Origin of the sequence: Ensifer sp. 1H6, from assembly GCF_001976035.1 — a bacterium.
Lineage (GTDB): Bacteria > Pseudomonadota > Alphaproteobacteria > Rhizobiales > Rhizobiaceae > Ensifer > Ensifer canadensis.
In genome coordinates this window covers 1-15,380 of sequence record NZ_MOAI01000062.1, presented here as the reverse complement: position 1 = coordinate 15,380, position 15,380 = coordinate 1, and the positions used below count along the sequence as shown (strand labels likewise).

The following is a 15,380-nucleotide window of genomic DNA, read 5'->3' as shown; positions in this document are numbered from 1 at the left end:
TGCATCCGCACGAGCATGGAGAGCTTCTCTTCTTCGCTAAATCTCGGCTTTCTTCCAACCATTTCCAGTTCCTGTATTCGAGAAACTGTCCGCTACTTAATATGTCTCAGTTGAGGGGTGCATTCCAGCGCTGTCCGGGATTTAGCGGAATCAATGTCCAGCTTTTGCGAAGCGCGCAATCTAGGCGAAACGCAATTCGCGCGCTGGGATCGAAACACCGACCCCACCGTAGTTTAATGCCAGGTGGCTCCGCTTCCGATAAATGTGTTGGTAGAAACCCTTGCGCTGGAGGTAATGACGATACCTCACTTCTCGGCGCAATTTCCGGGTCAGCTCTCAGCGCAATTCAACATCAGCTGCCCCCACGGCGTCTTGCCCTCGACGCCGGCATAATGCTCCACACGGAGGGCTTTCTTGTTGGCGCGCTCGGTTCGCACCGATTCGTTCAATCATGTGCGGAATGGCACTGTCGATTTCTCAACCTTCACACCAAGATAGTGCGACTGCGTACCTAAAAACATCCGAACGCTTTGCTCTGTTAGGTGCATATCCTTGCCCGGTCCAACAATCACCCGGCCAATTGGTAATGGTTTGTCTTTGTCTCCGAGCTTCACATAAGGTACCAGGACATTGTCGCGTGTACGGAAAGCGATCTTGCTTACATCGCTTGGTCTGTTGACGATCAATCGCCATTCAAGTTCGTCTTTGAATGCGTCGTGCTTAAACTGCGGTGCAAGTCGCAGTAAAAGTTTTAGCAACCGACCCTCTATCGTGGTCTCCGGGCCTACAACTTCGGAAATATCGTTGTCGATATCCACCCGCCCGAAAATCCTCCGGATAGCCTTCTTAAGTGAAAACCTAGTGTGGTCTTCACCATAGATGACCTTGTAGAGGCTTGTCCGCTGAAACTCAGTTTCAAAATGATCGTTTAGTGCGCGCGCATTAAACTCGATTGCTACCCCCTGGCCTCCGCCAGTGTATCCGCGCCATTGCCCGAGACTGTCATTATGTTCGCAAAAGCAGCAAGCGTAGATTTCTGGAATGTTGTTCGTCAGCCGCTCTTTCACGGCTGCGAAAAGTTCAGCTGTTTCCTTGTCATCGTTACCGTCGTTTGCCTCTAGGAACTTGATTGCTTCATCAATTCCATAATCCATTTCCCTTCGGTCGTTGAGGAAACGGATGTTCGATGCCCACAATTCACTGTTTGTTATGATCGAGCGAAAACCTTCAAGGCTGGTATAATGCGTCAGAGTACGGCCGCCATATTCCTCCAACAGGGTCTCGCGGTAGAAATCGCCGAGCCCGTTTGCGGCTAACTGTTCTAAGTGACGGGACCAACGTTTTGTCGACGAGTCGATGAAACCACCAAAACCACTTTCAAAGTTCGGCATGGCACCTAATTCCATTCGTAATATTGATTGCGTTTGATAGTCGCGGCGTCATCCGCAGACAGATGCCCAACTGGCGTATTCGACAAATAAATGAAGCTCGGTCTGTCCATTGCGTTGCCCCCACGCGGCGGATTTACCAGCCAGACGTTCTTACTCCCTAAATTCTTGCGCGAGCTTTCGGTGTCACGTCTCGCCGCTGCCGATAGAAAACCGTGAGGCTCAGGCGGACCGGGGGCTGATGTGAGTTTCTTCTGAGCCGCCTGGATCGCGGCCCCCAGTTACGCGCATAAGCGTGAAACGGGGGAGCATGTTGAAAGCAAATATAAGACGGCCTCCAAAATGGCCGATCTAGGCTCGGTCCCGTTGCATGGCCGACTATGTCGTAGCGAGGCACTTCAGTGCCTGTTGCTGTTTTGTTCTCGATCTGTGCTGAAAAGATCGCATAATGTATCATGCGGGACTACGAGTGTTTAGTTTGCCGCGCACCGTAACAGGCCAAAGCGCGTCCACGATGTACCTGAACGTGTCAGGCGTCAGGCCCAACGCAGGGCTGCCCTGCTTATTTTTGTCATCTCTGACTTGGTCCATTAAGGGATCAACAAGAGCTTGGCAGTCGTTGCCCTGCTTTCCATGTCGGCATGGGCCTGGCGCGCATCTGCAAGAGAATATGTGCCGCCAATCGTCACCTTCAACGACCCGTCCTCGATCCAATCGAAGAGTTGCTGGCTCCGAGATCGTAGAAGCTCGGGTGTATGAATGTGATCGAAGAACGTGGCGTAGCCGATCTTGATGCTCCGCGGCAGGCTCATGATATCGAGCGGCCCTGGACCTCCCAAAATAGGCCCAAACCAACAGAATGTTCCAGAGCGCCGGAGTGAGTCCAGAGATCCCTTGAAGGTCTTGGGTCCGGAACCGTCGTAAACCACGTTGACACCCAGTCCATCGGTTAGACGAAGGACTTCGTCGGCAAACAGGCCCTGGCTGTCGACGATGACGTGGTCTGCCCCCGCTTCCTTTGCGATGGCCACCTTGTCTTCGGACGAAACGCGTCCGATGACAGTGCCGCCGCGGCGTTTGATGATCTGTGTCAGGAGAAGGCCAACGCCACCCGCTGCGGCGTGTACCAAGGCAATGTCGCCAAACTGAACCGGATAAAAGTCCGTGGCGAAATGGCTTGCTGTCAGACCCTGCATCATGACGGACGCCGCTGTTCGATCATCAATGCGCTCGGGGATCTTGACGAGAGACACGCTCGGGATCGAGACATACTCGGCATAGCTCCCCGGGGAGTAAACCCAGGCCACCCGATCGCCAACTGCGAAATCGGCGACACCCTCACCGATTTCGACGATGCGGCCGGCACCCTCGACGCCGAGGATTTTCGGGTTCGCTATGTCCATCCAGGCCATGCCTTGTCGCACGCCGATGTCCATGAAGTTCACGCCCGCAAAGGAAACCTGGACTACGGCGCAACCCGGTCGGGCCAATGGTTGTGGGTATTCGATGAGGTCCACTACGTCGGATCCGCCGACCTCAGTCATCACTACTGCTTTCACAATGGCATCCTTTCTTGACTGTTCATTCCAGAATTGAGTAAAATTTTTCCCGGCTTCTACCTGACGGCGCGAAGGGCCAGTCGTCCAAGCGATTCGAGTTGAGCGAAATCGGCACCTCCACGTGCCGCGATCCGGATGCCGGCAAAGCTGGCGATCAAAAACTCGGCTGTCTCGGCGGGAGAGGACTCCAATGACAAATCGCCAGCGGCTTGCGCCTCGGCGATGCGTTGCCGCATAACTTCTTTGAGGCGGCGGTCGGCCACCTGATTGACAACGATGAGGTCCGGCCGCGTTTGACCGAACTCGCAAATCGAGCCGACACCGAGGCATGCCTTGTTCGCCTCAGCCACAACACGGCCAACCATTGCCCGAATTCCCTCCACGGCTCGAACTTCGCTGCGAAGGGTTTCGATATGGGCGCTAGTCTCCGCCATCGCATAGCGCTCGACTGAAGACCGATAGAGATCCCACTTGTCTCCGAACGTGTCGTAGAGGCTTTGCCGCCCGATCTTCATCGACTTGATAAGCATGTCTGTCGACGTGCCTTCGAATCCGTGTTCCCGAAAGACGTCGATTGCGGCGTCTAGCGCCTGCTCCTTGTCGAATTCCTTTGATCTCGCCATGCAGACCAGATAGTCATTCTGGAATGATCTGTCAAGAATTGTTGACGGCAAAAAAATGTCGCGCCCGAGAACGCACGATTGGCGACCGATCGAAGGCCAGTGCCGTGCAGTTGAAGCATGTACGCGAGTTCATAGACGTTGGAGTAGCCCTGATACTCTGATGCTTGGTTCGCCGACACCTTCGTGCCATTGATCAAACAGATAAGATGACGACCCATTCCCACCTCCCAATGTCGTTCAGCGCGCGCCTTCAGGCTACTTTGGTCGATTCGTGTTCAGACGCGGGCCAGTTACCTCGCCGTCACTCTCTTACCTTTGGCGTTGGTCTAATCATGGGGATGAACCGGACGGCATTGCATCGCGAAGTGTGCGGACCCATTTCTCGAGCTTTCCGATCGCCCCCCAACTCGTAATCCCAGCAAAAATCGGGAAGGCTGCCGTCACCAGTTCGCGTCCTAGTCCTCCTGCTGCAGGGGTCGCAGCACCCGCAGTACCGGCGGTGTTTGCAGCAGTGTCAATCAGGGGCCCCGCGACTGCTGCAACTGGCGCCCACTGCGGAAAGAAGATCGGTAGGAGCGTCGTGGCCAGCATACCGATGATACCAATTGCGGTCTTTCGGCCGTCAAGCGCATGTCCGATCGCTTTGCCGAACGCACCGTTGACCGGTGTGAGTTCGGTATCACTCTTCGAGACGAGCGGGTCGTCTTTGACTTGTTCTGTAATCTGTATCCCGCCGTTGATTAGGGGCCCCTGAGGCAGAATTATGCGCAAGATGTCCTGCAGGCTGGTCAGATCGGAGCTGGACGCGGACTTGCGGCCACGCAACATCGCGATGAGTGTCAGCATTTCTTGAAGCACCTGGGCTGAGTTGATTTCTGCCTGCGCGACTTCGGGGGTGTTGGATTGTGTAACGACGGACACGGCTAGCTCCTCCTGTGGCACATCTTGCTGATCCACGAGTACGTAGTAAAAGGTTTCCTGGCCGTGCTTCTTCAGCAGGCCATCCACCAGCGTCTTGAATTCATTCCATTGGTGCGGCGGAACCGTCTGGCACCCGAGGCTCGAGGTGGACGTGATGCCGCCGCGATGGAGATTTATCCAGAAGCGGCCCGTCGGCGAGTCCGTATCTTCGCCGGTTTCATCGCGTATGACGGTACAGTTGCTATCCTGCCGAAAGGCGGGATAAGGCCCGTTCTTGCGTGAAAACCCGTGCGGGCCGGGGCGGTATCGGATTGCCTGGCGCGACTTTAATTTGGCGATACCACGAGCGAATCTGCCGGGATCGGTATTGCCGTTGAAGTTGTGCACACCGCTCGGTTCGACCACGAAGATGGCGTCGTCATAGATGCCGCGGTCGTTGGCTCCCTCCTTACCCATTGCGTTGAGGTAGTAGCCGCGGACGGCGACAACTGCCACAACATCGTCATGCCCTTCTTCGGGAATGAGGTCGTAGAACTTCTGGAGCACGGCTTTGGTGACTCCGAATGTCTGCTTGGGTCGGTGAAGCGGCAAGAGCTGTGAGATCGGATTGGCTAGCAGGTCTTCGGTGGTCTGCTCGTCCTCCGAGCTCACCGCACCGCCGAGGAGGGCTTCGATTTGGTCGGCGGTGAAGACCTCTTCCGGACCACCCTTGCTTTCTAGAACACGGACACTCGGACTGCCGTAATCGCCCTTTAAGAACATTGCTGTCTCACGCTCGCGACGGGCGATAAGTCCCTCAAGGACCTTTCCCTTGCTCTTATTCCAGCGTGCGAACTCGGCAGCAGCACCGGTCACGTCTCCTGTGTTGAGCTTCCGCGTCAAAGTGGCGCTCGAAATCGCACCTGTGTTGAAATGCCAAGAGACGAGGGCATCGAACTGGTGCTGGGAGAGCACTGCCCTGACCGCAGACTGGACCTGACTTTCTGTCTCGGCCAGGTCATTGCGGTACATATTTATAGCCTCGGTAAGCGAGATCGTCATTCCGGAGCGAGGGACCGGTGGACCGGCAGCCGCAGTGTGGCCAGCGCCGATCGTCATGGTGCCCGTACCGTCGTTGTAACCCGCCAAGACGATCGCCTCTTCAGCAAGCATTGCGCAAATTCCGCGTAGACTTGTCCTCACTTGAGCCTCCCATTTACTCGAATGGCCTGTGTTAATTGACAATAAAGATACGCATTTATTTTTGGGTCGTGCTTTCCGCCATTACCTGCTCTGGCAAAAATATCCCGTCTTTGCTAATACGCGCCACTATCCTTGCGCTCGGGGTGTTTCCGGCGCCAGGAAAGACTACGTCGAGCTTGTCGTCTCCATTCAAATCGTCGACAAGTATCGGGGTCTGTCGAATGAGTTCGAGGCGTTTCTGCTTCAGCCTTTGCTTCAGGATCTCCCGCTGCTGAGGTTGCAATGCCTTGCCACTGTCGTCGGCGGTCACTTTCGCAATTAGCTCTACCGCAGGGATCGTTGGCCCAGCGAAAAGGCTCTCGGAACAGCGCCCATCGGTTCCGATCTTGAGCGTCGCCAATCCCAATCCGTAGCCGCCATCAGCATCCTTCGCGCTAACGACGCGCGACAGGAGGACGACGGCTTCGTCCGAGCCGATGGAAACGACAATAGGTGGTCTGGCCAGCCACGTACCTTCGAGGTTCGGTCGGCATGCATCAGTATTTGATTTAACCAATGGCGCCTCGCCGGTGTCGTCGTCCCGCAGTCCGGGCAATCGCCATTGGCGGATCTCAACGCGACCCACTCCAGTATCGTCGGACTTTCGGATCGCAATTAGCGATTGGCGTTCGCCTGCCCGACCCAAGGCAAAAAGCGGTTCGTCGTTTTCCTGTATATCCGTCAACCACACGGAACCACGCGAGCGACCAGTATCGTTCGAGAGCCTTGAGGTCTTTCGGGCGATGCCAATTCGTCGAACGAGGGCCTTCGATTGGTAGTCCTTGTCTCTGCGCGCCCAGGTCAGGAGCGGATCGCGGTCGTTGGCGGACTGGAAAACCAGCGGCGCAGCGACGTAGTTGCGATAGACGTTGCTTTCGTCCTGTCGATGATTGGCGGCTTCTTTCGCGAGCTGGTCCGTCACCCGAAGGGGCTCTTGCGGCTGGTGCTTTCGGCGCAGTGCCGTACCGATGAGAATGTCGCGAAAGCAAGGGGCATTCGCCCCGCTTCTATGACAACTGTTGGTCTGCAACGCCATCAGGTGAAGCGTATCGGATGCCGGCTGCGCGCCGTGGGCGGCAACGACCTGTGAGAACCCACCATCGTCGGGTCGGTCGGCCTTGCCTACTTCGACGATCGCTATGGCATTGCGCCTGCTGCACGCGTCGCGCTCACCGAGCATCTCCTCTGTCATGCCGGCGAGGTAGAGGCAGTTCCAATCCTCTTTGGTGGCACGTCGTGGAGCAATCGCCAGGATGCGCCCGCCGGTTTCGCTGAGACCACGTCGCTGCCACCATACGAACCAATCTTCCTTCCTGCCGTCGTGTATTGAAGCGACGACGACCGGGGCGTTCACGATGTAGGACGGGTCGCCAGGCAGCTTTACGTATAGTGAAAGCGGCCCAACCTCCGCACCTTTGCCTATGGTCGCAACCGAAACGAAAATGCCGGACGGCCGCATTGAGAACTTGTAGAGCCCCTTTAGTCCTTGGAGCGTTCCTGTCGGATCGGGGGCATCCGCAATTCGATAGACAGCGTAGGAAAGAGATCGGACAGGATACGGGTCGAACTCAAAATAGGTCGAGGCTTTGCCATCAAGGCCAGCTTTATGTTCGAGACCCTGGGATAGTGCGTCTACGCTCGGGTTCAGCGGCCGGAAGGAATCGCTTCCGCCGGCACGAACGCCGAGGGTCACCAGCCGGGCGTCGCGAATGCATTTGCTTTGCTTGGCCTCCATGTCACTTCCCGGTTCCCGCCGCTCGATGAAGTAGCAAAGTCGGAACGCGTGCTCCTGGAGAAGGAAGTCGCAATCGGCCTGGGTATAGCCGTAGGTGGCGGCGCCGTGTCTGTAACAATAGTCATGCGTGGCACATGCCTGTCGCATCTGCAGGCCGATCGCTTCGCGCCCTTCTTCTTGGGGAAAGGCGAGGTCGGCCAAAAGATTGGGCAGGCTGCAACTTAGCCCTTCGCCCCTTCCGCCGATAATCTGGATATCCGCAGAGGAAAAGGGGATCTGTCCGGAAGTTGGCGGCATTTCCTGTTCGGTTGGCATGGCGGCGTTTGCTAGCACCTTGTCAGCCAGCAAGCGCCCGAAATAGTCCATGCGCACGAAGATGGCCGCAACGGCGAGGCAAACCAGAATACCGATGGTAGCCATGAGCAGATAGACGCGGCGCATGACCTGTATCTCCTCTTTGTCCTGTCCACCATGTCCCGTTCGAGGCACTGCGCCGTTCAAGCGGGTGGCAGTATGAATTCACATCGGTCAACGGCTGCTCAGTAGCCGCTGACATTTTCGACAGTTATCCGGGCGGCTCCGCTGTTGTTCCGATAGAAGAGGTCATAATACCCCGGTAGCCCAAGAGCGGCGTCGTTCAGGTAGAGATAGAGCCGTCCCGTTTCGCGTGGCGTGAACAGGAAAGCCGCGCGCGAAATGTCCTCGGGCTTATTGGCTGCCAGTCTGATCGGCATCACCGCTTGCTCGTCGGCGCCGCGACTGCCGATGCGGGCGATCAACTGAAAGTAAGGCTGCCCCCACCACCTCCTGAGAGGCACTCCAGCACCCTGGGCGAACGTTCGGATATGCATGCCAGCTGCGCCGGACCGGATGCTGTTGTCCTTCAGCGGAGAACCGGGTGGGATGTCGAGAGTGATTCTGTATCGCTCCCCTTTGAGGAGAACCATTTGTGTGTCCCAGCACATCGAGGCCGGATCGAAGTTCCCAGGGTCCTTGTCGAGTATCTGGATTTTCTCGTCTCGGGGATTGTCGTTCGCGCAGAAGGCGCCGGCGGCGCTCGCCAGGTCGACCGACGCCTTGTTAATCAGGAAGACAGCAGCAACGCCCGTAAGGATAAGGGCCAGCGTCGGCAAGATATGTTCGCGAAGAGCGTTGTAGAGCGCGATCATCTTCGGGCTGGTCCGCACCGACCGCGCGAACCTAAGCAAGATTGAACCCGTCAGCCTTCTGCGCTTGCTTTTCATCCTGATCATGCCGAGGAAGCACAAGGCCGCGGCCAGCGCGAAAAACGCAGCCGCATACAGCGTACCCGTTGCGGCGGCCGCGATTGCAGCAAAGAAGGAGATCAAGGCGCCAGAGGCAGCAAGGCGTTTGTGGTGCTCGGCCCGCTCCTTCGCGAAATACGACTGGTCGCGCCGCCACCTGCCGCTGCACCAGGCGATCCGGGCCCGATCGGCTATTCGAGTACGAAGAAATGCGCTCAACCACATTGTGACCGCCACCAGGGCGGCAAGGATGGCAGCTGCAGCCGGATTGCGGGCGATTGCGTTTAGCCACGGCATGGCGAAACCGGGTGTGAAGAACTCTATAATCCCGGTGAGGCGTCCGACGATCGGTACTGCCCCGTCCTCAAGCCGGTCCAACGGCCCGGAGGACACATACTCGGCGAAAAGCGGGTAGCCGGCGACGAGCAGCACGAGGAGCAGGAGCACGTAATAGACGGCGCGGCGCCACCAGATTGTGTCGTGCATGACCAAGAAGCGCTCATGCTGGTCTGCACCGCCTCCCGCTTGACGTTGGCGCAGCTCGGTAAGCGCCATTTCGGCACGAGCCTGGAGCGGGGTGCTGTTTGGTGAAGCTAAAGCCTCGGTCTGCGGCGTTATGAAAGGCACGACGGTACCGTTCGGCATTCGGACACGAAAATTGAGTGGCAGGGAGAGAGGTGCATAGCCATCGGAGCCGTCTGCCATGCGAAACAGAACGCTCCAATCTACCAGGGGGGGGGAATGGCCCAACAAAGTTTTGCTGTCACGTGGATGGTAGCGATAGAAAAAGCCGAGCTTGGCACGGCTGTCATAGATGCGACCGTTTTCCGAGGCGAGATCGGCGTATCGTGCGACAGCATCCGGCTTGAACCTCAGCCCGGCGATTTGCGCTTCTTCTATGAGCCAGCACAAGGGCACATGCGCCAGGCGGTCGTCCGGATAGCCACCACCGATATTCGAGTGCACACCGGCGAACCATACCTGGCAGAGGCGGTCCGCATCGATTACATTGCCATCTGCATCCGTCGCGCTCCATGGAATGGGGAAGAACGTTCTTCGCTCGTCATCGAGGCTAAATGCTTGACGGGCACGCTCCACACACGGCAGCAGGTGAGACTTCTCGAATGTCAGTGGCCAGATCCATCGGTTGACCGCTCGGGTCAATTCATCGATCGGCAGGCCATAGGCAGCAACCGTGTCCCAAACGCCGACGAAGGCTATTTTCATCTCTTTGGGCGAGCAGGGACCGGTGCGGGGTCGCACCTCATCGTACGAGCGGCTCCCTGTCAGCCAGTTCCAGCGATTGACGGCTGCGTCCCGCAGCGTTCGCGCCCACCGTGTCCAGGGCAGCCGTGAGGGAAACGCTTTCGTGCGATATGCTCGGTAGGCGGCAAGCGCATTACGATCAAGCTCTTCGTGCGACTGGAAATCGACCAACCCTTCGCGAGCCACCAGCCCGACCAGCAGACGGATCGTGAAGGCGCCGCGGCTAAAGCCGAAGATATAAATCCTGTCGCCGGGCTGGTAATTCAAACAGAGGAACTTATAGAGGGCGATGACACGCCGCTTTACCCCGAAGCCCAGCGCCAGCCCGATAACCTCAAAGGGCTTGAAAGAGGAGGTTCCGACCCCGTCGCTGAAGCTCGCGATTTGATCCTGCTCACCGAGATCGAGCGCTTCGTAGAGCCGCCACACATTCGTCTTGAACAATTTAGCGGCACTGTTGCCCGTTCCGTCTGCAAGAAGCACGATGTTCTTTTGCATGGCATGACGTCCCCAACGAAATGACCAATGCGAATTGTTTGCTATCCACGGACACAGGCAGACTTACGCCTCAGTGGGCGTTGAAGTCCTGAACGTCCCTGGCGATTTTCCACGACAAAGCGGCGCCATTTCGCGTCATCATCAATGCGCGCGCCTTGGGATATTGGTTGTTTACATACTTCTGCGGCTATCGCCTGCGGCTATCGCGTGCGGCTGCGCTGGTACGCGCAAGCTGTCGCGGCTCTGTCTGCATCACATCAGACGAGTATTTCAGTATTAAATGAAGTAGTAAAATATATGCCTATGATTTGTAGATGGCAAGCTACAAAACTTTAAAGAGTGCAACGGGCGATAGCGGAATGGCATAACCTCGCGGTGCCAAGCAGAGGGCGCGGAAACAAAATTCGCGACCAAACGTGACATCATGCCAACGGTCGAGCAACGGTCCCACAAGGGCTTGAACAATCGCGCTGAGAATTCTCATCTGCCACTGCGAAAACTGGAACACCAGATGCAGGGTTTCCAATCAGCCGGACGGCTGCAACGTTTCATAACAATCTTCTCCGCCATCCGAAATCTCTTCGTCACCTCACGTCACGGACGCTCTACTCTCACCACTCACATTCATCGTGTCCGCGCCATGGCGCATTGGATAATCGTGACCGGTGCCATTGCTTGATCTCCGATAGCGGCGCGGGTCGTTCGACCACCGCTCGATAAAGTGACAACACCTTCCGGGTTGCAGCCGAGGAGTTCGCCGCCTTCCGAAAGAGCGAGGACATCCGCAAACGCTCCGCTCTCGCTGTTCACATTAATCGTGTCCATGCCACGGCGCATTGGAAGGCCGTGACGGGCGCCGTAGCCTGATCTTCAAACAGCAGTGCTACAGTTCGATCACCGCTCGATAACGTGACAACTCCAATTCCAGTAGTACCGATGCCAATTGACACATCCTAAACTCGCAAGAAATAACGCATATTACGAACTTCACGCGATTCATTCTGCAACTTATGCGGCATACGTCTCCTTTCCTGCGCGGCAAATGCTTATTTATACATTTCAGCCCTTAGAATTTATATGGAAATTATACTTAATATAATCAACTAACAATATTATTTCGATTATTCGTCACGGCGTGGACATTGGAAATCTCTCCGTTGACATTTTCTAAGTTCTGTATCTTTATAATTATCTTCTTACATACTGAAAGTATATCTCAAGTGCCACGTTTCGATGTTCGAAGCTGGATGGCGCAATCTATGATTGTACACTGGATTCTCCGACTGATCGCGCAACATTTTCCTCCGAGGTGCCTTCATGTCTGAAACAATCACCTGGTCCCTAACCGCGGGTGGCACGTCAGGTTCTGCCATCCAGACCAAGGGCGCATCGACGGGCGATGGCATCGTTTCCGTCTCCGTTGATCTCGATGCCGGAAGCGCCAAGCGTGATCTCGCCCTGCAGGTCGATACGGTCGACAATGTCGCCTTTCTCGCAATCTCGTCCGATCTCCTCGACGGTTCGGTCACGGTCAAGGCGGACGGTGCGAATGCCTCCGCGCTGAGCGGCCCGATCCTTCTGTTCGGAGAAGCGGTCAAGCTCTTTGCAGGCGATTTGACCACACTAACAGTCCACAACACATCGGCGGTCAAACCCGCCAAGGTCACCGTTCTGATCGGCATCACGGTCTGATCTGAATTCATCCGGTTTCGACGGCCCGGACGGGCCGCCCGATGCGTAGTTCGCATTTGCATTCACGATCCTATTGGGAACAGGAGCCGCGCATGCCCATCTCTCCAACCTATCCCGGCGTCTACATCCAGGAGCTCGACTCGGGCGTGCGCACCGTCGCCGGTGTGCCGACCTCGATTACGGCCTTCGTGGGACGAACGAAGAAGGGGGGCGTCGGCGAGCCGACGCCCTGTTTCAACATGGGCGAGTTCAATCACCGCTTCGGTGGGCTATGGACCGACAGCAATGTCTCCTACGCCGTCGACGATTTCTTCGCGAACGGCGGCGGGCAATGCCTGATCGTGCGCCTGTTCGAACAGGACGGCGGCGACGGCTATGCGGGGCTGACGGTGGGCACCCTGATCCTGCGGGCCAAGAGCCCAGGCGGCTGGGGCAATTCGCTGACGGGCACGATCTCGCATCCCGACGTCGCCGATCCCGAGGGCGCGACCGCCGCTGCCGCGAAATACGGGCTGACCGTGAACGACATCTTCGATCTGGAGATCGTGGACACGGCCACCGACACGCGGGAAGTGTTCCGCACCCTGTCGATGAGAAGCGATGCGGGCCAGCGCAGATTCGACCGGATCCTCGCCGCCCAGAGCAACCTTGTCGAAGCGCCGCCCGCGCCGACCTTTTCCAACAACCGGCCTGCGGATGCCGCCAGCGGCAACGCCGCTGGAGGCGACGACGGAACGACGCTGGCCAATGCCACCTATCAAGGCGACCCGGCCCTGAAGACCGGTATGCAGGCGCTGCGCAAGGCGGACATCTTCAACCTGCTCTGCATCCCTCCCGACACCCGCGAGGCCACCCTGCCCAAGGCAGTCAGGGAAACGGCGGTCGAGCTCTGCGCCGAAAAGCGCGCGCTTTATATTGTCGATCCGCCGAACGAATGGGACGCCAATCCCGACACCGCGGCGACGACAGCAAAGAATGCCCAGCTCGATGCCACAAACCAAGTGCTTCCACTCACCAATGCCCGCAACGCTGCGCTCTATTTTCCGCGACTTCTGAAGCGCGATCCGCTGCGCGGTGGTCAGATCGATGCCTTCGCGCCCTGCGGCGCGGTGGCGGGCGTGATCTCGCGGACCGATGTCAATCGCGGGGTGTTCAAGGCGCCCGCCGGCCTGGCTGCGACGCTGTCGAACACCCATGCGCTGACCGTGAAGCTGACCGACCAGGAGAACGGCTTGCTCAACCCGATCGGCGTCAATTGCCTGAGGTCGTTCCAGAACATCGGCCGCGTCGTCTGGGGCGCGCGCACGCTGGCGGGCTCGGACGTGCTGTCAGACGACTACAAGTACGTATCGGTCCGGCGCCTCGCGCTCTTCATCGAGGAAAGCCTGTTCCGCGGCACTCAATGGGTGGTGTTCGAGGGCAATGACGAACCCCTCTGGGCTCAGATCCGTCTCTCGGTCGGCTCGTTCATGCAGCGGCTGTTCCGGCAGGGCGCGTTCCAGGGGACCAGTCCCAAGGAGGCCTATTTCGTCAAGTGCGACACCTCGACGACCACGCAGGACGACATCAATCGCGGCATCGTCAACATCGTCGTCGGGTTCGCGCCGCTGCAGCCTGCTGAATTCGTCATCATCTCGATCCAGCAGATCCGCAGCGCGTCCTAAGGGAGGGCGAGAAACATGCCACAGTTCACCACGAATGCCGAGCGTTTCGACCCCTACAAGACCTACAAGTTCCGTCTGCGTCTGCCGGATGGCGACTACATCGCCGGACTTAGCAAGTGTTCTGGGCTCAAGCGCTCCACCGAGGTGGTCAAGCACCGAGAAGGCGGGGATCCCTCGACCAGCCGCAAGTCGCCAGGCCAGACCGAATACGAGGCGATCACGCTGGAGCGCGGAGTCACCCACTCCAAGCAGTTCGAGCAGTGGGCCAACAAGGTCTGGAACTATGGGGCGGGTCTCGGGGCCGAGGTGTCGCTCAAGGATTTCCGCAAGGATCTGATACTCGAGATCTACAACGAGGCCGGCCAGATCGTTCTGGCCTACAAGCTCTACCGGTGCTGGCCCTCCGAATTCTCGGCCTTCTCCGATATGGATGCCTCGGCCAGCGCCATCGCGATACAGACGTTGAAGCTGGAGAACGAGGGATGGGAGCGGGACGAAGACGTGACCGAGCCTGAAGAGCCCAGCTTCGAAGTTCCGGCCTGATCATGACCCTCGGAGCTCCCTCACGGCTGGACGCCTCCGCACTGATCGACCTGGCGGACCGCGCGAGCGTGCTATCGCCGGGTCAGTGGTCGGTCGCGCTGTTGCAGCGTGCCTATCCGGAGGCCGCGCGCGCGACCCTGCTGGCCCTGCCGGTGGGTGCGCGCGACCGGCTAGTACTTGCGATACGGGCGCGGCTGAGGTCCGGCCCGCTCCGGGCGGAACCGGTCTGCGAGGCCTGCGGCGAAATCTACGAGCTGGCGCTCGATCCCGCCCAGTTCGGGCTGGCGGGCGAGGCGCTCTGGCCCGACCTGGGTTATCGCAAGGTTGCGATCGGCGACCGTGAGGCAGTCGTGCGCCCAGTGACCCTCGGCGACATTCTGGAAGTCGAGAGCATCGCCGAGCCTGAAACGGCCGCGCAGATGCTGGCGGCACAGGTTCAGGAGGCTACGGTGGATCTGCCGCTCGACGCCCTGGCCGAGGCGCTGGAGGCGCTCGATCCCGGTGCCGATGTGTGGCTTGAGACCGTCTGTCCGGAGTGCGGGGCCAGGCAGTCCGTGGCTTTCGACGCGGTGCATTTCGTCGCTCACGAGTTGCGCCAGATCTCGCGCCAGATCTTGCGCGACGTTGTGGACATCGCGCGGGTCTTCCACTGGTCCGAGGCCGAGATCCTCGCCCTGCCGGAACATCGGCGGGCCTTCTACGTGGCAGAGGCGCTGGCATGAGCGGCTTCCTGAGCAACCTCTCCGCGCGCGCGCGCGGCACGCTGCCCCGGCTGGCGCCGCGCCGGCCCGCCCCGTTCGAAACGCTGGGCGACAGGTCCGAGACCGTCGACAGCGACATGCCGGTGCCTTCGGTGTCGGTCGAGCACCGGCCAGCGCCCCGAGCATCGTCGAGGCGGTCTCCCCCTGCGCGAATGTCCGCTCCCGCCGCAGGTCCGACCGTGCCCGCCGCGGCCTCAGTCCCCCAACGCGGCACACACCCGCACCGCCGCCGGTCACTCTGGCC

10 protein-coding genes and 1 pseudogene are annotated in these 15,380 nt (G+C 58.4%); 5 read left to right on the top strand and 6 right to left on the bottom strand.

The features are described 5' to 3' along the window. Window positions 1-449: 449 nt before the first annotated feature. The 6 genes from BKP54_RS34340 to BKP54_RS34315 all read right to left on the bottom strand — a co-directional run bounded on the left by BKP54_RS34340 (window position 450) and on the right by BKP54_RS34315 (window position 10,476). Window positions 450-1,391: a DUF2971 domain-containing protein gene (locus BKP54_RS34340; protein ID WP_158071750.1), complete on the bottom strand. Its 942-nt coding sequence runs from the start codon at window positions 1,389-1,391 to the stop codon at window positions 450-452. A 587-nt stretch (window positions 1,392-1,978) separates the two neighbouring features. Beyond that, on the bottom strand, window positions 1,979-2,947 hold the full coding sequence (locus tag BKP54_RS34335) for a quinone oxidoreductase (protein ID WP_084815669.1): 969 nt from the start codon (window positions 2,945-2,947) through the stop codon (window positions 1,979-1,981). Window positions 2,948-3,003: 56 nt separating this feature from the next. After that, on the bottom strand, window positions 3,004-3,570 hold the full coding sequence (locus BKP54_RS34330) for a TetR/AcrR family transcriptional regulator (RefSeq protein WP_084815668.1): 567 nt from the start codon (window positions 3,568-3,570) through the stop codon (window positions 3,004-3,006). Between the two features lie 330 nt (window positions 3,571-3,900). Further along, a complete protein-coding gene (locus BKP54_RS34325; protein ID WP_245318022.1) occupies window positions 3,901-5,643 on the bottom strand; it encodes a lysozyme in 1,743 nt (580 codons plus the stop codon). Between the two features lie 85 nt (window positions 5,644-5,728). Next, window positions 5,729-7,888 carry a hypothetical protein gene (locus BKP54_RS34320; RefSeq protein ID WP_084815666.1) on the bottom strand — a complete coding sequence of 720 codons (2,160 nt, stop codon included), beginning with the start codon at window positions 7,886-7,888 and terminating at the stop codon, window positions 5,729-5,731. 98 nt (window positions 7,889-7,986) lie between these two features. Then, window positions 7,987-10,476 (bottom strand): DUF2235 domain-containing protein, encoded by a 2,490-nt coding sequence (locus tag BKP54_RS34315; protein ID WP_084815665.1) that lies wholly within the window; start codon window positions 10,474-10,476, stop codon window positions 7,987-7,989. Window positions 10,477-10,882: 406 nt separating this feature from the next. Between BKP54_RS34315 and BKP54_RS34310 the strand changes: the two are divergent. From BKP54_RS34310 to BKP54_RS34290, 5 genes and pseudogenes are all read left to right on the top strand, one after another. Further along, window positions 10,883-11,155, top strand: a pseudogene (locus BKP54_RS34310) (DDE-type integrase/transposase/recombinase); the annotation flags it as partial. Between the two features lie 638 nt (window positions 11,156-11,793). Next, on the top strand, window positions 11,794-12,168 hold the full coding sequence (locus BKP54_RS34305) for a hypothetical protein (RefSeq protein ID WP_084815664.1): 375 nt from the start codon (window positions 11,794-11,796) through the stop codon (window positions 12,166-12,168). Window positions 12,169-12,314: 146 nt separating this feature from the next. Continuing rightward, on the top strand, window positions 12,315-13,832 hold the full coding sequence (locus BKP54_RS34300; RefSeq protein WP_245318021.1) for a phage tail sheath C-terminal domain-containing protein: 1,518 nt from the start codon (window positions 12,315-12,317) through the stop codon (window positions 13,830-13,832). A gap of 15 nt (window positions 13,833-13,847) precedes the next feature. Continuing rightward, window positions 13,848-14,375: a phage tail protein gene (locus tag BKP54_RS34295; RefSeq protein ID WP_084815662.1), complete on the top strand. Its 528-nt coding sequence runs from the start codon at window positions 13,848-13,850 to the stop codon at window positions 14,373-14,375. A 2-nt stretch (window positions 14,376-14,377) separates the two neighbouring features. Continuing rightward, window positions 14,378-15,097, top strand: a complete 720-nt coding sequence (locus BKP54_RS34290) for a hypothetical protein (RefSeq protein ID WP_084815661.1) — start codon at window positions 14,378-14,380, stop codon at window positions 15,095-15,097. The last annotated feature ends 283 nt before the right edge of the window (window positions 15,098-15,380 follow it).